The organism is Photobacterium lucens, assembly GCF_009873615.1.
Classification (GTDB): Bacteria; Pseudomonadota; Gammaproteobacteria; order Enterobacterales; family Vibrionaceae; genus Photobacterium; species Photobacterium lucens.
Map to the genome: position 1 here is coordinate 1 of NZ_SSMG01000102.1, position 19,981 is coordinate 19,981.

16 protein-coding genes are annotated in these 19,981 nt (G+C 40.6%); 6 read left to right on the forward strand and 10 right to left on the reverse strand.

The window, feature by feature from the left end; all coding sequences use genetic code 11:
• Both E5A76_RS05230 and E5A76_RS05235 read right to left on the reverse strand, forming a co-directional pair.
• Positions 1-907: transporter substrate-binding domain-containing protein (locus E5A76_RS05230; RefSeq protein WP_161118301.1), on the reverse strand; the 907-nt coding region annotated here is incomplete at its 3' end.
• Positions 904-2,061, reverse strand: coding sequence for a vWA domain-containing protein (locus tag E5A76_RS05235; protein WP_237458811.1), 1,158 nt, complete (start codon positions 2,059-2,061; stop codon positions 904-906). The genes E5A76_RS05235 and E5A76_RS05230, both read right to left, overlap by 4 nt.
• Positions 2,062-2,275: 214 nt before the next feature.
• Between E5A76_RS05235 and E5A76_RS05240 the strand changes: the two genes are divergently transcribed.
• The 4 genes from E5A76_RS05240 to E5A76_RS05255 all read left to right on the forward strand — a co-directional run bounded on the left by E5A76_RS05240 (position 2,276) and on the right by E5A76_RS05255 (position 5,952).
• Positions 2,276-3,169, forward strand: coding sequence for a hypothetical protein (locus tag E5A76_RS05240; RefSeq protein WP_237458812.1), 894 nt, complete (start codon positions 2,276-2,278; stop codon positions 3,167-3,169).
• Positions 3,170-3,245: 76 nt separating this feature from the next.
• On the forward strand, positions 3,246-3,722 hold the full coding sequence (locus E5A76_RS05245) for a YehS family protein (RefSeq protein WP_161118303.1): 477 nt from the start codon (positions 3,246-3,248) through the stop codon (positions 3,720-3,722).
• A gap of 138 nt (positions 3,723-3,860) precedes the next feature.
• On the forward strand, positions 3,861-4,772 hold the full coding sequence (locus E5A76_RS05250) for a cation diffusion facilitator family transporter (RefSeq protein WP_161118304.1): 912 nt from the start codon (positions 3,861-3,863) through the stop codon (positions 4,770-4,772).
• A gap of 124 nt (positions 4,773-4,896) precedes the next feature.
• Positions 4,897-5,952, forward strand: a complete 1,056-nt coding sequence (locus tag E5A76_RS05255) for an aspartate/glutamate racemase family protein (RefSeq protein ID WP_161118305.1) — start codon at positions 4,897-4,899, stop codon at positions 5,950-5,952.
• A 79-nt stretch (positions 5,953-6,031) separates the two neighbouring features.
• Here E5A76_RS05255 and copI read toward each other — a convergent pair whose 3' ends face one another.
• From copI to E5A76_RS05280, 5 genes are all read right to left on the reverse strand, one after another.
• Positions 6,032-6,565 carry a copper-resistant cuproprotein CopI gene (gene copI, locus E5A76_RS05260; RefSeq protein ID WP_161118306.1) on the reverse strand — a complete coding sequence of 178 codons (534 nt, stop codon included), beginning with the start codon at positions 6,563-6,565 and terminating at the stop codon, positions 6,032-6,034.
• Positions 6,566-6,634: 69 nt separating this feature from the next.
• On the reverse strand, positions 6,635-9,757 hold the full coding sequence (locus E5A76_RS05265; protein ID WP_161118307.1) for an efflux RND transporter permease subunit: 3,123 nt from the start codon (positions 9,755-9,757) through the stop codon (positions 6,635-6,637).
• Positions 9,757-11,475, reverse strand: coding sequence for an efflux RND transporter periplasmic adaptor subunit (locus E5A76_RS05270; protein WP_161118308.1), 1,719 nt, complete (start codon positions 11,473-11,475; stop codon positions 9,757-9,759). The genes E5A76_RS05265 and E5A76_RS05270 overlap by 1 nt, the downstream gene beginning before the upstream one ends.
• Before the next feature lie 9 nt (positions 11,476-11,484).
• Positions 11,485-12,834, reverse strand: a complete 1,350-nt coding sequence (locus E5A76_RS05275; protein WP_161118309.1) for a TolC family protein — start codon at positions 12,832-12,834, stop codon at positions 11,485-11,487.
• Between the two features lie 156 nt (positions 12,835-12,990).
• Positions 12,991-13,374: a hypothetical protein gene (locus E5A76_RS05280; protein WP_161118310.1), complete on the reverse strand. Its 384-nt coding sequence runs from the start codon at positions 13,372-13,374 to the stop codon at positions 12,991-12,993.
• Positions 13,375-13,624: 250 nt separating this feature from the next.
• Here E5A76_RS05280 and E5A76_RS05285 point away from each other — a divergent pair, with 250 nt between their 5' ends.
• Positions 13,625-15,175, forward strand: coding sequence for a sensor domain-containing diguanylate cyclase (locus tag E5A76_RS05285; protein WP_237458813.1), 1,551 nt, complete (start codon positions 13,625-13,627; stop codon positions 15,173-15,175).
• A gap of 156 nt (positions 15,176-15,331) precedes the next feature.
• Positions 15,332-16,132, forward strand: a complete 801-nt coding sequence (lgt, locus tag E5A76_RS05290) for a prolipoprotein diacylglyceryl transferase (RefSeq protein ID WP_161118312.1) — start codon at positions 15,332-15,334, stop codon at positions 16,130-16,132.
• A 77-nt stretch (positions 16,133-16,209) separates the two neighbouring features.
• On the opposite strand, the gene E5A76_RS05295 is transcribed toward lgt, so the two are convergent.
• Genes E5A76_RS05295 through E5A76_RS05305 form a run of 3 tightly spaced genes read right to left on the reverse strand, consistent with a single transcriptional unit; the run spans position 16,210 to position 19,303 of the window.
• A complete protein-coding gene (locus tag E5A76_RS05295; protein ID WP_161118313.1) occupies positions 16,210-17,052 on the reverse strand; it encodes an energy-coupling factor transporter transmembrane component T family protein in 843 nt (280 codons plus the stop codon).
• 2 nt (positions 17,053-17,054) lie between these two features.
• Entirely contained in the window at positions 17,055-18,749 is a 1,695-nt protein-coding gene (locus E5A76_RS05300) for an ABC transporter ATP-binding protein (RefSeq protein WP_161118314.1), read from the reverse strand.
• Positions 18,750-18,751: 2 nt separating this feature from the next.
• Positions 18,752-19,303 carry an ECF-type riboflavin transporter substrate-binding protein gene (locus E5A76_RS05305; RefSeq protein ID WP_107165226.1) on the reverse strand — a complete coding sequence of 184 codons (552 nt, stop codon included), beginning with the start codon at positions 19,301-19,303 and terminating at the stop codon, positions 18,752-18,754.
• Positions 19,304-19,981 lie beyond the last annotated feature (678 nt).

The following is a 19,981-nucleotide window of genomic DNA, read 5'->3' on the forward strand; positions in this document are numbered from 1 at the left end:
CCATTTTATCTATATTATTATCACTAAGTAGATTATCTATCCAACCTTGGCTGTCTAAATATTTGTTATAAATAACATTACCTAATAAAGTTCCAGATTTTACTTGTGCGATATAATCGTTGACCAGTGCCATTAATTTAGGACTGTCTTTGCGCATAGCCCATGCAATTTCTCCATTACTACGTAATACAAAGGCGGTATTAATTCGTAGTTTAGGTAATAAATCTTTCCATATTTTCATTTTATGCTCATCGAGCACGGTCATGTTCATTAGCCCTAGATTGACCATTTCTAGCAATTCATAATCTTCTAACGTTTCTTCGATAAACTGGATTTTCATCGGGGGGAGGTGTTGTAGCAAGAGACGGTTATTTACTTCGAGTAGGCTTTGATAATAACTCGAACTTTTTCTTACCCAGATCTCCTGATCGCTAAGCTGTATGATGTCCGTGATTTCAGGAGAATCAAGGTTGTTAATAATCACTTCATTGATATCACTAAGTACGGGATCACTAAAAGCGACCATTTTTTTCCGTTGCTCTGTGACAGTTAAATTCGCCACCGCAAGATCGCCATATCCAGCAACAAGGTATTTTAACAGTTGATCACGATGAACCGGGATCACTTGTAGACTCAGTTTAGGTTTGGTTTTATGAATATCGAGTTCAAAGTGATGGAGTAATTCCGCAATGATCCCTTTTGGTAAGCCATCTTCGATGTAGTAAAACCCTAGATCGGCAGAGACTAACACGCGAATAACCCGCTTTTTTTCTAATACAGCCAAATCACCAGTGTACGTCGGACCTGCTAGTGGGGAGAGGGTTAGCCCTATGGCACTAAATGAAGCGAGCAGTAAGGAAAGGCAGATCCACCATGTGCGGATCTGTTTACAGTATTGTGCGTTCATTGGAAACTAAAGCCTTTTGTTTTAGCTTGATCCTGAATGGTTAAAATGATCGCATTTCCCAAGTCATCAGTTTTGTTGGTGTTATTATTTTTTGCTTGTTTTATATAGCTGTTACGCTGTTTTTCTAAATCAGCAATTTGCTGTTGTATGTGTTGTCGTTGACTGATTTTTTGTTTGAGCTTTTTACTGATTTCTTCATCATTAAGCCCTTTAAAATGTAGCTGATCTTTTTTGGCTTGCGCGATGCCTTGGTTTAAATTTTCTTCCGCGAGCGAGATTAGATCCCAATCTTGGGTTTTGTACTGTCTGCCTGCTTTCGCAATACTGCGTTCGGTACTGCTTGATTTAGATAGCGAAGAGGCATTGCTATCTTGAACAATTTGCTGCTGCTTTTTACTGCTACCTTTAGCACCATAACCAATATAGGTATCGTTAAGCTTTTGCCCTAATAAAATAATCTCGTCGTCATAAGGTGTTTCAATGCGAGGGGCGTCTTTCTTATGATCGATATTGAGATAGCGGCCATGTCCTAAAAGCGCAGGGGTTGCCCATTGTAAATCACGGCCTTTTGCATGATTTCCACAGTAGAGCGAATTGATAATGATCCCTTTACTGACAGCTAATGGCACTGCGTGACTGATAGGGATATCACCTTGTTGAAACTCTTCGTTACCGGCAATGATAATTAAGCGTAAATCGTCAGGATGTTGGCTCCACTGTAATCGATTCGTCGCTTCTTGAATCGCTTTAGGTGCATATTCTTTACTACCACCAATTTTGATTGCAAATAATGCTTCAGAAAATTGGTCTAGATCTGATGTTAATGGCGATAGTAAACGCATGTAACCATCATGTTTTGATTGATGTTCTACACCATATTCAAACAGACCAACTTGTAATGTCACTGGCTGTTCATGCTTGTTTGCTAGTGCAATGGCATTAATGATTGACCAGATTTGCTCTCTGGCTTGATCGATTAATCCGCCCATTGAGCCACTCGCATCTAATAAAATAGCGACTTGAATTGTCGGACCTGTTCTTACAAAAGGTGATGGTGTTACATTTGGTGTTGGTTTATCAGGTTGTAGAATCTCAGGTAAGACAAGAGGAGGTGGCTGTTGTTCACTGCTACCATAGGTGGGGACGGATGCCATGAATATAATACTAAGGAATAAAAGTCGTATTAGCATAATGTCTCGCATATCAAGGTGTTAAACACTAAACTTCGTGTTCATGGTAATTCCAACTTTCTAAGTATGGTTGGTATGTGCTTTTTTTGCTGAATTTAGCGATGACATTTTTCTAACGGAGTTACCGTAAAGTGATGATAAAAATGATGAGTAATGGGTGTTGATGTAAGTGATGGGGATGTTCAAAAAACAGGTATATCTGCTGGTGGTGTTGTTAAGCATTTCTGGCTGTAGCTCAGCGACAACCTATTCAGTGAGAAAACCATTAGATGTTGATGTTATCGCTAACTTACCGACAACATTGGATGAGTCTTCAGGGATCGCGATTGTTGACGGTAAAGTATGGTCACATAATGACAGTGGTAGTAAGAATCAGATCTATCAATTATCGTCTGATTTTAAAACTATCACTAAAACATTAACGGTACAGAATAGCCGTAATTATGATTGGGAAGCGTTAGCGCAAAGCCAACGTTATTTATATATCGGTGACACGGGCAATAACTCGACCCGTCGTAATGGTGGGATCATCTATAAGGTGCCGCTAAGTGCATTAAATAATAAGCGTACAGTAAAACCTGTGAGCACGTTGCGTTATCGCTTTAAAGACTTTGAGCATGGCAAAACTTACGAGCATAACTTTGACAGTGAAGCCATTACGGTTGTGGGTGATCAATTGTGGCTGTTTAGTAAAAACTGGCAAGATGAGCATACCAAGCTATATCGCTTAAACCCGATGAAAAAACAACAAACGGTGGCACCTGAAGGCAATTACCCAGTTGAAGGGCTAATCACCAGTGCTGATTATGATCCTAAAACTTCGACGTTAGTGCTATTGGGTTATCGAAAAGAAGTATTACTGGGGTATTCGTTTATTTGGTTGATTAAAGTGAAAGATAATCAAATTGATTGGTCGAGTGCAAAGTACAAGCGATTACGTATTTACTCTCAGTGGGAAGCGGTACATTGGTATAAAGATAACCAGCTTTTGATCACCAGTGAAAAGAATCCGTTAGCAAAAGCCATGATAGCTACGGTGGATGTATCCTCACTGATGAAGGGCAGTGAATAATCGCGCTGCTTCTGGTAGTATCGGCGCAAATTTTGCTGAGATACCTTGTGTGACAGCCTACTAAACTGGAAAAATTGTGACTAATAACGATATTTTACGCCGTATTCGCTATATCTTTGATTTAAATGATAGCCAAGTTATTGAAATATTTGCTCAAGCGGATGTAACCGTGACTCGTGAGCAAGTTTGTAATTGGCTTAAACCTGATGATAGCGATGATTATAAAAGCTGTTCAGATGAAGAGTTTGCTTCGTTCTTAAATGGTTTTATTAATCAAAAGCGCGGTAAGAAAGAAGGTCCACAACCTGCGCCAGAAACGAAATTAACCAACAATATTATTTTCAGAAAGCTGCAAATTGCCTTGAACTTAAAGGCTGATGAAGTGTTGGATCTGCTCAAGCTAGTGGATTTTCGTTTAAGCAAGCACGAATTAAGTGCATTTTTCCGTAAGGTTGATCATAAACATTACCGTGTATGTAAAGATCAAGTGCTTCGTAACTTCCTTCAAGCATTACAAATTAACTTACGTGGTGATGAATCAAGCGCTGAATAATTCATATTGAATTGCTAGTTTGTATTTTAAAAAAGCAGCTTCGGCTGCTTTTTTTATATATGAAAGATGAGGTTGCATGCTGTTTTTTGCCATAGTAGTAAGATTAACAATAGAAAATAATTATTTGGGTATTGGCTAATGGCGCACACGCATCATCATCATCACGTTTCAAACTACAATTTTGCTTTTGCCATCGGCATTGCGCTCAATCTTATTTATGTCGTTGTAGAAGCAGTTTACGGTTTTATAACTGACTCTTTGGCATTACTTGCCGATGCTGGACATAACTTAAGTGATGTTGTCACATTAGTGTTAGCTTGGGGGGCTTTTGCACTCGCAAAAAAGGCGGCAACAGATCATCGTACTTACGGCTTTCGTAAAGTGACTATTTTGGCATCATTAACCAGTGCCGTGTTGCTCCTGTTTGCATTAGGTGCGATTGCTTGGGAAGCCGTGCAGCGTTTTTCAGATCCTCGTCCTGTTGCAGATACTACGGTAATGGTGGTTGCTTTTATCGGTGTTCTAATTAATGCAGCGACTGCCATGTTATTTGCTAAAGGTCAAAAGCATGACTTGAATATGAAAGGGGCATTTTTGCATATGGCAGGGGATGCCGCAGTATCGCTTGGTGTCATTCTTTCAGCGTTCATTATTAATATTACGGGTTGGGATTGGCTCGATCCTGCGACCAGTTTAGCGATTGTGGTGGTCATTTTAATTGGCACATGGGGACTGCTAAAAGATTCAATTAACTATTCATTAGATGCAGTACCAAGCAACGTTGATATGGCAGGGTTAAAAGCGTATTTAGCGGCATTACCAAATGTTGCTACTTTCCATGATTTGCATGTATGGCCGATGAGTACCACGGAAAATGCCATGACGGTACACCTCGTTGTTGACGATTATTTACAAGCGCAATCACTAGCTGATGATATTAAGCATCATGTTCATGATCACTTTGATATTGAGCATGTTACGGTGCAAATAGAAGCAGCTGATTGTGTATGTAAAACAGATCATCAGTCTTGTGGTGTTACGAATAATTAATAGCGAAATATTCACTAACACATTCATAAATAGCAAACATGAAATAGTCATATTCTGTCAAAGATTCGCCTTGCCTTTCTCATTAGACTGCTAACAGTTTGATTAGATGGACAAGGAGTCCTATATGGAAAGAACGCGTGTTGGCATTATTGGTGGTATGGGTAATGAAGCGATGGCTGATTTACTTGAAAAAATGGCAACGGTGGAGGCTCACCCACAGCGTGAGTTTGTTGCGTTTGGTAATGCGCGTTTAGCATACCGACCTGAAGAGGTGGGTACACAATGGCAACCGACTGATTTACCTGAATTGCGTAAATACGATACTGCATTATATACCTTAAGATTAATGCAGTATTTAGGTGCTGAAACCATTGGGCTTGCGTGTAATAGTGCTCATGAATTATTTCGACAACTGGTGCCAGCACTGCCGTTTAATTTTGTTGATATGATCAAGCAAACTGCTGAAAGCTTATCGGATACCCAAGATATCGTATTAGTAATGGGCGTCGATAGTTTAGTGAATTCAGGTTTATATCAATCAGCGTTACTAGAGTATGGTATTGCTGCGACTAAGCCTTCTACTGCGAATCAGCGAAAGGTCATGGATGCGATTTACCATTCCGAATATGGGATTAAAACCGCCAAAATTACGCAGCAAGCCGAGCAGTTATTATGTGATGTAATTTGTGATGAAGTAGCTCAGCAAGGGTGTAAGAAAGTGGTACTGGGATGTACTGAATTACCCTTGGCATTAACGGCTGAAAGTTGTCAGCGTTTCAAACAGCAGGGGTTATTACCACAAGAGCTAGAAATCATTGATGCTTCTATGGTACTTGCGCAGTCATTGATGAGCCAAACTGGGCAATCAGCCGCATTACCTGAGCCATTAATGAATTACCAACGACCAAATTTAGATTGGTTTACGCCAGTGTGCTTTAAAGTGGATTCATTAAGAGAAATGACTGAAATTCAACATATGATTTTTGCTATGAGTGTCGATCACTTAGCCCTGAAAGGGCAATGCATTACAGGTAGCTATAGTCATTTACCGACACTGTTCTTCTCATCCAATGCAGCAGATATTGAGCAAAAACTCACGGCAATTGATATTCCAGTATATGGCTCGGAAATACTATTTTCTGGAGTGATTGATAGGATTTTTGACCAATATTATAGTTAGAGCTACTTATCTTATTATATGAACTTACCGTGGCTGCATGGTTCACAGCCACGGTAAATTAGATCGCGATGAATCTGATTTAAAGCGTTAATGTTTTCGTCATGCCAGCTTCTGAATGTCCCGGCATGTTACAAGATAGAACAACATTATTATCACCGTGGAAATGCCATAAAATTTGTTTAGCCTTACCTGGTGCAACGGTTACGCTGCTACCGTCATCGTGGTCATGCTCATGGTTACTGTGATCCATTGTTGCCATCATTTTACGATGTTTGTCTTGCTCTTCTTTTGAGCCAATGGTGAAGTTATGATCAATCTTACCTGTATTCATTACAACAAACTGCACGACATCATTGGGCTGGATATCAACGTCTTTTTTAAAGGTGATTTTGTTGTCATCCGATAAGATTACGTGTACCACCTTATCAGGTTTTGCGCCTTTCGCTGGCATACCAACAGCAGACATACCTTCCATATCCATACTGCTGTGATCCATTTTCATTTCACCATGATCCATCTTACTATGGTCCATTTTACTGTGATCCATTTCAGCTAGTGCCACGCTTGAGGTGGTAAGTAATAATGCAACTAATGTGTGATTGAATAATTTCATTTTCTATTCCTTTATATTGAAGTAAGTAGTGTGGTTACCCTGATTAGATAACCACGTGATTGAGCTGGTTTATGCCGACTTTTTCATTGCCATATTTTTCCAAAGTTTAAATACGGCAGGGATGACAAGTAGAGTGAGGATCAGCGCTGATGCCATGCCGCCTATCATAGGTGCCGCAATACGCTGCATGACTTCCGAGCCTGTTCCTGCCCCATACATGATGGGAATTAAACCGATGATCACGGTAAGTACTGTCATCATGACAGGGCGAACACGTTGTCCGGCACCCTCATGAATCGCAGCATGGAGATCGTCGGTGGTGAGGTTTTTCTCTGCGCTATCTTGCTGTTTAAAGTTCCATGCTTGGTTGAGATAAACCAACATGATGACACCAATCTCGACAGCAACACCTGCAAGAGCAATAAAACCAACTCCAACGGCAATCGAGAAGTTAAAGTTCAAGTACCACATTAGCCATAAGCCACCTACCATTGCGAGAGGTAGGGTTGCCATGATCACCAGCACTTCAGTAACTCTGCGGAAGCTAAAATAAAGCAGCAGCATGATGATGCTAATGGTTAATGGTGCAACAATACTTAAACGGGCTTTTGCACGTTCCATGTATTCATATTGACCAGACCATGCAAGAGAATAGCCTGCGGGTAATTTAAGCTGCTCTGCCACCGTTTTTTGTGCTTCAGCCACGTATGAGCCTAAGTCGCGATCATCAATATCAACAAATACCCAACCATTAGGGCGAGCATTCTCGGTTTTGATCATAGGTGGACCGTCTTCATAGCGAATATCAGCGACATCAGCTAAGGCAATACGTGCACCATTGGGTGTTACAAGCGGAAGGTTTTGTAACTTAGTGACAGAATCTCGGTAAGATTGCGGGTAACGCACGTTAATCGGGTAACGCTCTAAACCTTCAACACTTTCACTGACGTTCATACCACCGACAGCAGTCGAAATCACTTGTTGAACATCTTTCACTGACAGGCCATATCGTGCCGCCTGACGACGTTTAATATCGACTGTGATGTAGCGACCGCCAGCAACACGCTCGGCATACACAGAAGCTGTCCCTGTGATGTTATTAAGGATAGGTTCAAGCTCTGCCCCAATTTTTTCTATCACTTGTAGATCTGGGCCAGCAATTTTGATCCCGATAGGGGTTTTGATCCCCGTTGCCAACATATCAATACGAGTTTTGATCGGCATAACCCATGCGTTGGTTAAGCCCGGAAATTGAATTAATTGATCAAATTCCTTACGTAGTGATTCACTGGTGACACCTTCTCGCCATTGATCTTTCGGTTTTAATTGGATCACTGTTTCGATCATGGTTAAAGGTGCGGGATCGGTTGCCGATTCTGCACGTCCCACTTTGCCCCACACGGTTTCGACTTCAGGTACGGTTTTGATCAATTTATTGGTTTGCTGTAATAACTCACGGGCTTTACCAATTGAGATCCCCGGGTAAGTGGTCGGCATGTACATCAGATCGCCTTCGTCTAATGGCGGAATAAACTCGCTACCTAACTTGGTGATCGGATAGTAAGACGACGCCATTAACGCAATTGCAATTGCAATGATGGTTTTAGGAAAACGTAAGCTGATGTTGAGCATCGGGCGATAAAGCGCAATCAGAGCTTTATTAATTGGGTTTTTGCTTTCAGGTAAAATTCGACCTCGGACAAAGTAACCCATTAACACGGGCACTAAGGTGATCGCTAACCCTGCTGCTGCCGCCATTGCATAGGTTTTGGTAAAGGCGAGGGGAGAGAACATCTTGCCTTCTTGACCTTCCAGTGCAAACACCGGCACAAAGCTGAGTGTGATGATCAGTAGCGAGAAGAACAGAGGCGTGCCGACTTCTTCTGCTGCTTTAGCTATCACTTGCCAACGGTTTTCATTGGTCAGTGGAGTACGTTCAATGTGTTTATGCAGATTTTCAATCATCACGATGGCACCATCTACCATGGCACCAATGGCGATAGCGATGCCGCCTAATGACATGATGTTGGCATTAATGCCTTGCCAATGCATGATGATGAACGCAGATAAAATACCGATCGGTAAGCTAATGGCGATCACCAGCGATGAGCGTAGATGGAATAAAAAGAGTGCACAAACAATGGCTACAACAATGAATTCTTCCGCCAGTTTTTGCCATAGATTTTCTACCGCTTGATCGATAAGGGTCGAGCGATCATAAGTGGCGACTATTTCAACACCGTCAGGTAAGCTACGTTGTAACGTATCGAGTTTTGCTTTGACTTTATCAATCACGGCACTGGCATTTTCGCCAAATCGCATCACGATAACGCCACCAACCGCTTCACCTTCACCGTTAAATTCTGAGATACCACGACGCATTTGTGGACCCATATTAATGGTAGCTACATCACCTAACAGTAACGGTGTTCCTGTCGCAGTGACTTTCAATGGTAGTGATTTAATATCATTAATATCTGTTAAGTAGCCTGTGGTGCGAACCATATGTTCGGCTTCAGCAACTTCAATAACTGATGCGCCTGTTTCTTGGTTGCCGTTTTGGATCGCCATGTTGACTTGCTGCAACGTTAAATCATAAGCACGTAACTTAGCGGGATCGATTTCCACTTGGTATTGCTTCACCATACCGCCTACGGTGGCAACTTCGGATACTCCTTCAACGGTTTGCAGTTCGTATTTTAAGAACCAGTCTTGCAGGCTACGAAGCTCTGCCAGATCGTGCTTACCGGCTTTATCTTGCAATACATAGCTGTAAATCCAGCCCACACCTGTCGCATCTGGGCCTAATGTTGGCTTGGCATTAGCCGGTAATTTAGGCGCAACTTGGCTTAAATATTCCAGTACCCGTGATCGAGCCCAATACATGTCGGTTTTATCATTGAAGATAATGTAGACATAGGAATCACCAAAGAAAGAATAACCACGAACGGTTTCAGCTCCCGGTACGGCTAACATGGCTGTTGTTAATGGATAGGTCACCTGATCCTCTACCACTTGTGGCGCTTGACCGGGGTAACTGGTTTTGATGATCACCTGTACATCAGAAAGATCAGGAATGGCATCAACGGGCGTATTCTTAACGCTGTATAAGCCACCAAGGGTGAGAAATAGCGTTGCAATCAACACCAATAAGCGGTTGTTGATCGACCAGCGAATAATGGCAGGGATCATTATTTATCTCCCTTATTATTGGCAGGTTTAAGCGCTTTTAAGACGTAATCTGCGTTCTCTTTTACCACTAAGAATGAAACGGGTTCACCTTCTTTAAAGTCATTTAAATTAACGCTCCCATCCGTGGTGAAGTTCATTTCGCCGGCAGACCATTGCCAATCATTGACGGCTTCATGACTAACGGTGATCATATTGAAATCGGCCATGAGCATAGTGATTCTGCCTTTGATCCAGTGCTTATTCGCAGCTTGTTTGTCTGCGATTTTTAATGCCAGAATTTCATATTTGCCCTGTGGCGTTTTTTGAATTTCAAACTCAATATTTTGGTTTTTAGCCAGTGTTGACGTGTCGATATCTTTCGTGAGATCAAAATTCATCACCATACCCGGCCAGCTCCACTCTGGTACTGGCTGGTGGTTGATGGTGAGCATATTATGATCAAGCATGATGTCTGTGATGGTACCTGTGACCCATACAGATGCTTGTTTTTCATCTTGACCATTAATGCGTGATAGATCGGCAGATTGGCTCGATTCAGAATCCAACATGAATTGTGCCGAAGTAACAATACGATCGTTTTCTTTTAAGCCTTCAACGACTTCAGTGATATTGTCGGCTTCACGACCTACCATGATTTTGGCTGAGCGATATTTACCATCACCTTCAGAGAGCACCACACGGCTCATGCCTCCTGAGCGAATAATTGCTTGAGAAGGGATTGTCAGTACTGTGTCTTCTGAGTGAGGTTGTAAGGTGACATTGGCAAACATGTTTGGTTTTAAATCACCATTATCATTGGCAAATTTTAGGCGTACTCGCAGCGTGCGTGTTTTGGGATCTAAAATAGGGTAGATATAATCCACCTTACCTTGCCATTGTTGGTTTGGAATCGCTTCTAGTGTCATGGTGGCTGGCGTGTCTTGCTTTACCCAGTGGGCTTGGCGCTCAAAAATCTCAGCGTTGACCCATACTTCATTAATAGTACCTGCACTAATTGCGGTTTGGCTTGGTGATAAGTAACCACCTTCTCGCACATTTAAGCTAGCGATGATCCCATTGCCTAATGCTTTAATATCAATGGTTTGTTTGGCTTTTTTTGTTTGTAGTACTTGGTTGATTTGAGCTTGATCGACACCCATTGAAAGCAGACGCTGTTTTGCGCCAGACACTAATCCTGAACGACCGCTACGGTATGCATTTAGCAATTCTTCTTGGGCTTTCACCAATTCAGGAGAGTAAAGGGTAAAAAGTACATCGTCTTTCTTAACTTTTTCACCCACCGCATTGATATACAGCTTTTTCACCCATCCACTGACACGTAAGTTAGTTTGCCATAACTGACTTTCATCAAAAGCGATATAACCGATCGTGGCAATTTGCGGTGATAACACTTGTTTCGTCACGAATGCTGTTTTAACCCCAAGATTGTTTTCAACGGCTGGATCGATTTTTACCGTACCGGGCTTATCATTGTTGCCGTTTAAGTCATCAGCATAAACAGGGATCAAATCCATCCCCATTGGCGATTTACCCGGTTTATCACGTTGATAGTTAGGATCCATTGGTGCAACCCAGTAAAGCGGCTCATCATTTGAGGTTGTTGCTGCTTGATTTTGATGCTCAGAGTGGCTTGAAAAATACGGTGCAGCTATCCCCCCGATAACACCACCAATAACAAGAGCGAGTGCAGCGATGGCAAAAGTAGAATGCGTTTTCATGGTTAACCCTTACTGATTATTATTGTTGGTTAATGCTGGAGATTGAATATCAAAACCATTGATTAATGCAGCCAATTGACTGTTAGCTAATTGCAGATCGGTTTCGATACGTACACGTTCGATATCAAGGTTTAACTCATCATTGGCGGCGGTGATCACATCTTTAAATGAGGCAGTATTGTTTTGATAGCCACGTTCTACTGCTTGAGTTCTGGCTTTAGCTTGGGGTTGTAGGCTTTTTTTGTAACGCTCAATTCGATTTAATAGATTGTGACGTTCAATCAATAGCGTATTTACCTTGGCATTCATCTGTTGTAGCAATAGATCACGCTGAGATTTCGCTGCGATGACCTGTTGCTGAGCGGCATTGTAGGTACGGTCTTGCTTGTTCTCTGTGAACAACGGGACATCCATGGTGAGATAAGCTGACAGCATGTCTGATGCCGGTTTTCCATTCATGCCATTGGCAAAACGGGCACCGTACATGACTTCAACACCAAACTGGGGTTTATAGGCTTCTGAGGCAATATCTACTTGGGTTTCACTGGCTGAAATTGCCGTATCAGAAATCTTTACCATTGGGTGCTGGCGCAATAGTTGGTAGTGTTCAGTTCGCTTTTCTAATTGTGGAAGAAGCTGGTTGAGTTTGGTCCACTTTAAAGGTTGTATAGCGTTAATGTTATTGGTGTTCGCTAGCCATTGTGGACCAAGCCATTCAGAGAGTTGGTTAATTAGGCGCTGTTGTTGCTGCTGGTTAAGATCTAGTTTTTCATTGATTTTGATAACTTGTAGCTCAGCTTGCAGAACATCTTGCGCTTCATTGGTACCGTTGGCGTAATTGGTTTTTGTTACCTGCGCTAATTCGGTAAATAAACGCTTATTTTGTTTGATAATGGTTTCAACATGCTGCAAATAACCAAGTTCTAACCAACTCTGTGTGATGGCATTAGTAATGTCTAATTCACGCACACCAAGTTGTAATTCAATACCTTTGGCTTGAATTTCACCTTTTTGTTGTTGCAAATCGAGTGTTGCACCACGGCCAAACTGTTGCATTAAACCAACTGAAAGCATGGTCATGGGGTCGCTATCAAATGAAAAACTATCGATTGGCAAGCCACCAAATCCCATTTTCAGTTTTGGATCGGGCAAGCTGGAAGCTGCAACACTGTTTTCTAATGTAGCTTGAGTTTGAGCGGTAATTTCACTGCGCTTTTTATCGTTAATAACTGCATTTTCAATAAGCTGCATGAGCATAGGAACATCAGTAGTGGTGATTGATGCCGTTGCTTGAGAAGCAATAGATGTTAAGCCAGCAGTTACAACGATTAACGTTTGTAAAAGAGGTTTCATGTTCATATTTTTTATCCGAACAGTCATAGCGGCTGATAGGTATCAACGTGGCTATGTGTATTCCAGATACAACAAAGCAAAGCCTAGCGGGATCTAGAGATACAAAGAATCTTAACTACAGCCGATGTATAGATCGGGTAGTGCGAGAAGATGAGTTCAGAATTAAGCTATCGGAGGACGATAAAGGGATCGAGGGTAGCTCGACTTATGGCTATTAGTATCTTGAGGGATTTTTACTAACTGGGACAAACGAGATAAATGGGTGTTGTTATTTGGAATGTACGCTGAAAAGCTCACGCAAGCCATAGAACAGCAGGTATCAATATCTGCCATCTTTTGATCACATTGCTTATCTTTCACGCTTGTGTCATGCATGCCATGGTTCGACATTTCGGCACAGTGACCATCTATACTCATTGTTGCATTGTGTGTCATGCTGAGCATTTTAAGGCTCATCAGTGGGGCACTAGAAGCAACACTTGATAGCGTCAGTGCTATAAGTGTGAATGTTGCAATCCAGATTGTACGAAGATGTTTGAGTGACATCTTGTCCCTACTTTTTTTTGACATGACTACCTATATTATATGTTACTGTCCCTAAAATAAGTCAAGTTATTATTAATAAAGTCATATGTTTAGATATTAAGTCAAATGTTGGATTTTGTGATTGCTAAATCATCTTTTTTAAGTTCCATTGTTTGCGTATTAGGAAAATAATGTAATATGGGATGGTTAATACCCTTAGAGAATGTAAATGTTATTTAGTAGTCGTCAGCGGAAAACAATAAGAACAAAGATGGTGCCATTGTTAGCGTCGAGTATTGTTTTATGCATAACAGTTTCTCTTGTCGTTGTAATTAACAAAATTCAAGATACTAACCAAAATGCAGTTCTTGAATCAGCAGCATCCCGTCAAGCTGATCTCCTTAGAGATCAAATCAATAGTGATATTAATTTTATCGGCTCTGCGGCTAATTTCTTTCAATCTAGCACGCCTGCTAACTGGGTGAATTTTGATCGTTTTGCGAAGGAAGTGATAAAAAACTCAGACAGCTTAATAAGTTTACAGTGGCTCGAGCGAGTGACGCCTGATAACGTAGAACAATACGTAGAAAAACAAAAATACAGTTATCCTGATTTTCATATCTATACCATTTCAAATAAGAAAGAGCAGAGTTTTAATGGCCATTTTGGTGCGACAAATGTGCTTTATGTGGTAAGTGATATTTATCCTCTTTCACATCATAACTTAGATATTCTCGGATTTTATTCTCTGAGTACGCGTACTCAGTTATATATTCACAATATTAATACGACCAGAAAGCCAAATGTCTCTGATTCTGTAACGATCCTTGCCGATACATTAGAATCGATTAAAGTGAATGGCGAGATGAAAAAAGTGACGTATCTTGCTCATAGCGATAAAGAAAAACGTGGCTTATTGATTTATTACCCAGTGTTTACTCATGATACAAAAAACATGAAAGGTATTGTGGTTGGTGTGGTTGATTTAACTGTTTATATGAATTCGATTATTCACCGTTCCTTAAATGGGGTTTATAGCCAAATTAAAATTATTGATACAGGTCTAGGCTCTACAGATTCACCGGTCATGTATAAAAGTAAAGGTTGGGATAGCGCTAAAGGTATTACTTTAGTAAGAAAAGTGACCTTGCCTAACCGTGTATGGTTAGTCGAATTTAAGCAATCGAATGCTAAAAAAGAGCAAGATATGTGGGTACTTGTTGGTATTGCCTTGGCCGGCTTTATCATTGCGATTTTGGTGTACTACATAGTTTCTTTTCAACGTGGTGAAAAAGAAAGAATTGAAGCGCAATTAAAGATCAAAACCAAAGAATTACAGTTTTTAGTTGAGCGTGACGTATTAACGAAATTACGTAATCGTCGCTCATTTAATCAATATATCGATAAGCTAATTACAACAAAACATGCTTTTACCTTAATTGGTATTGATGTTGATAAATTTAAAACGATTAACGATGAATTTGGTCATGTGTTTGGCGATCAAGCGTTAATCCATGTTGCGCAAATTATTCCGACATTACTTCAATCGGATGATAAGTTCTATCGATTAGGCGGGGATGAGTTTTGTATTATTACTAAGAACATTGAAACCGCACATTTAGAACAAATGCTGGCGGCAATGTGCCTCAAAGTAAATCAAACGATCTTGCAGTATAAAGGTCATGAAACGTATTGCTCACTGAGTATCGGTGCGGCTATTTGGCGAGAAGAAGATGATGTGGAAACCATTATGACTCGCTCCGATAATGCTTTGTATGAAAGTAAGAAAAAAGGGCGAAATTGCTTTTCAATTCTTCATTAACGACAATGTTTGCTCTAAATAGACAGTATTTAAACGATTAATTTTTGGTAAATTAAGCTGCTGTTTATTCACCATAATGACTTTTCTTGATAACCTGTGTTCATTCTAGGTAGCTCATATTGTTTGGGCTATGTGTTACTGAGAAGGTAATCTCGTTTGGATCATTTTGTTTGGAATATCGACCCCGTGATGGTGTCATTCTTAGGCTTGAAAATTCACTGGTACGGTGTGCTATTTGCATTAGCTATTACCGCTGGTTTCCAAGTCATGAAGTCAATTTATATTCGTGAAGACAAGCCAGTTGAAAGTTTGGATTCACTATTAATGTATGCGGTTGTCGGCATTATTGTTGGTGCGCGTTTATTTCATGTTGTGTTTTACGATCCTGATTACTACTGGGCAAATCCAGGTCAGATCATTGCTGTTTGGAATGGTGGTTTAGCGAGTCATGGTGGCGGTCTAGGCGTTATTCTGGCTGTTTATTTCTACACTAAACGTTACAACATTAATTTCAGATGGTTATTAGATCGACTAGCGATTGCAACTGCGTTATTTGGTTTCTTCGTTCGTACCGGTAACTTCTTTAATTCAGAAATTCTAGGTAAGCCAAGTGATTTACCATGGGCTGTAATTTTTGAACGCGTTGATATGATCCCTCGTCACCCAGTAATGCTTTATGAAGGTTTCTCTTACTTAGCAATCTTTGTTTTATTGTTCACGCTTTATCGTAAAACAGACATTGGTAAGTACAAAGGTCTATTACTTGGTTGGTTCTTAGTGCTAGTGATGACTGTACGCTTCTTGCTTGAATTTATTAAAGTTCACCAAGCAGATTACTCAACAGGAATGATGATTAATACCGGTCAGTTACTAAGTATTCCGTTTATTCTAGTGGGTATTTTACTTGTAATTAAAGGTCAAAAAGAGCGCTGCTTACAACACGCGAAAAGCGAATAAGCGTAATAAAAGAGATATGAAAAAGCCGATCACATGTGATCGGCTTTTCTTTTATTTGGCGTTGTATCTTCGTGTTATTAATGGAATGGATACCAGAACAGGCTGGTGGATTCTACACGGTGGAAGATACCAAATGCTAATACTGCAGCAATGACAGCTAATGCAACATAGTCCTGTTTAGTCATTGGTTTTAAGCTGTACCAAGTACGCTTTTTATTTCGACCAAAACCACGTAGTGTCATTGCATTTGAAATCACGTCAGCGCGATCTAGGCTTGAGAAAATCAACGGGCCTAAGATTTTGGCTACGTTACGAATACGTGTCATTACAGGCGCATTCTTTGAAATATCAACACCGCGTGCTTGTTGTGCATGCATGATATTGGTGAAGTCTTTCATCACTTCCGGTAAGTAACGCAATGTTAAGCTAACTGCATACGAAATACGGTATGGTACCCCCAATTTGTTTAAGCTGGCAGAAAACTCTGTTGGGTGAGTGGTAAATACAAATACCAATGCAATAGGGAACATACTGAAATATTTCAGCGTTACTGTTAGCAAGTAAAACAGCGTTTCTAATGTTATGTCGTAATGACCGAACACATGTAGTAACACTGTTTTAGTACCCATGTAATCGGTACCTTGTTGTGGCGCAATTAAGAACATAAATAGGGCGTTCATTAATAGCACAACCGTTGTACCCATCAGCAAAGGTTTGTAGACGCTAAATGGTACTTTTGTTTCTTTTAATAGGTACAAACCTAAAATAATTAATCCGCAAATTACACGTAGATCAAACGTCAGTAGTACCATGGTGACCCAAGCCATAAAGAGAACGAACTTGGTGATACCATTGAGTGAATGTAGCCATGATTGGGTATTAATGTAGCTAATACCAAACTTGAATTTGTTGGTTTTCATTATTATTTCGTTTTTGCTTCGTGCTCAATAAAACAGCGGATAAAGTCGTCAATGCGTGTAATACCCAGAGATTCAGCGAGGGTGTACAGGCTCGTCACCGTTAAGTTAGCTTTATCAAGTAGGGCTGGTTGGCTGAAAATACGATATACACTGTCATCTGCTAATAATTTGCTATCTGCAATCACAATCGCACGCTGGGTATATTCCAATACAAGGTGCATGTCATGTGAAATGATGATGATGGTGATACCAAGCTTTTCGTTCAGCTCTTTAATGAAGGTCATCATTGCAGTGTAGTGATAGTAATCTTGTCCTGCTGTTGGTTCATCTAAGATCAGTAATTCAGGCTCTAGCACTAGCATGGTAGCGATAGTAACGCGTTTTTTCTGACCATAGCTTAATGCATCAATTGGCCACTCGCGGTAACGACCTAAACCACATAATTCCAGCATGTGATTTACTTTTTCTTTAATTGTTGCTTCATCTACACCGCGGTTACGTAAACCCGATGCAACTTCGTCGAAAATCATATGATGTGAAATCATATGGTTTGGGTTTTGAAGTACCACACCGATCTTTTGGCTACGTTCAAAGATAGAACAACCAGCAAGGTCTTCACCATTGAGTGACATGGTACCTTTGTCTTGCTCTAGTACGCCCATGATCAAACGAGTGATGGTTGATTTACCTGAGCCGTTTTTACCCATGATAGAAACAAATTCGCCTTTATGAACATCAAAGCTGACATCATCAAGGGTGTTTTTAACGCCATCATATGAGTAAGAAAGATGCTTCACACTTAGCAGTACATCTTGCTGCTCGGCTGGTTGAACAGGTGCAACTTGCTGGAACCAATTTTCTAATTGTGGCTTGAATTTCTCTAAGTTAATGGTTGAGAAATATGCAGGATGATCTTCAGGTGAAACAGTACAACCCGCAGCTTTAATCGCTGAGATATAAAGAGGTTCACGAATACCGTGTTGCTCAAGTACAGTGCTTGCTAATAACTCGTCAGGTGTCATATCTGCAACGATTTCACCACGATTCATCATGATGATGCGATCAACAGGGCGATGAAGCACATCTTCTAAACGGTGCTCAATGATAATGACCGTTTTACCTGTGTCTTTATGTAGATTGTCAATGATTTCGATAGCCGCTTTACCTGTTTTCGGATCCAAGCTTGCTAAAGGTTCATCAAATAACAGGATATCGACGTCATCAACCATAACACCAGCCAGTGATACACGTTGCTTTTGACCACCACTTAAATCAAAAGGTGAGTGATCGATGATTGAATTTAAATCAACCATATCAGCAGTGGCTTGTACGATCTCACGCATTTCTTTTTGTGGGATCATTTGGTTTTCAAGCGCAAAAGCAATGTCTTCACCTACACTCAAACCAACAAACTGACCATCGGTATCTTGCAGTACGGTACCGACCATGCTGGTGCAATGGTCTAGCTTCATTGCCTGAGTATCTTTGCCATTAATGGTCAAAGAGCCAGTGCAATCACCTTTAATCGCATGTGGGATCAAGCCATTTAGGCACTGACCTAATGTTGATTTACCACTGCCACTTGGCCCAACAATCACGACTTTTTCACCGTCGTTAATTGTTAGATTGATGTGCTTAAGCGTTGGCTTTTCAAGTGCCCAATATTTAAAAGAGAAATCGGTAAATTGAATTGCCATGCTTAGTATGCCTCTTTGAGGTTGTAGCTTTGCTGTTTACGCTTCGCAACAGATGTCAAAATAAAGTGTCCAACAACCGCGATCAGGATGGTATTACCTGCTGCGATAATTACTAACTGTGCTAATACTTTAGTGAACGGTTCTGCATACAATACGGAGTCAAGAAATGCAGATGTGCCATAGCCAATTACGTTGCCTAAGAATGCAAGAATAACGAAAAGGGTGAAATCAAGTTTAGAGAATAAGCCTTTTTCAAGACGCTCACGAGTTAGCTTTGGATATAAGCCAACGATCATACCAACGATGCCAGAGCCTAGAACCCAAGTGAACCAAACGCCCCAACCAGCAAATAAGTCTGTTACCCAGTGACCAATAAAACCGACCAGGAAGCCAACCAACGGACCAAATAGAACAGCGAACAGTGCCAGTACTGCCATTGCTGGCTTTAAGGTTGTGTTTGCAAATACAGGAATACCGAACATTGGTAAACCGCCAATGCCGTATAACGCAGCACCGATAGCAATCAAAACAACCGTTTTGGCTGAAAGACTCATAACTAAACCTTGTAAACTCTTGATGGTTGTTCATCGTATAAATTGAACAACACAGATAAAAACTGGATTCGATTCGCGCGCTTTTGGGTAAAGTGATGTCACCGATTTGGCAGCCATGCCAAAGGTTGGGGCAAGTCATCGCTAGAGATGCTAGCTGTTGCCACTCAACGCGAATAATCCATTATTAAACAAGAGCGGTGTAGGTCTAAATTCTGAGCTCGTAAAGAACGTAAAAAGAATAGAACCCAAAGCGGCGCATATAATACAGTAATAAATAGAAGAAAGGAACGCTTTACATCTAGACGTCTAAAGAATAATCGACTTTGATTAAAATAAATTAAATCAATGAAAAATTGGTAATAAGATACTGTTCTTAAGCGTTATTTTCAGTTGTTATTGAGTTATATAGCCTGTTATTGCTAGACAAGAATCTTTTAAACTCCGCACAACCTCATGAGAGAGTTGACGCTGTGTCTATGTGTTTGACACATTTGGTAACTTGAATTTTTTTGCACTTTTATTGCGATTAAAGTAAAAAAAATCACGTAATCAATTACACTCAAAGGGATAGATAGATTTAAATTTATTTTAATTTAGAGTGGATTTGGTAATTTATAAATTATCCTTCGATTAGGGTACGTTATCCGTTTGATAATTATAACTAATTGGAAAGGTTAT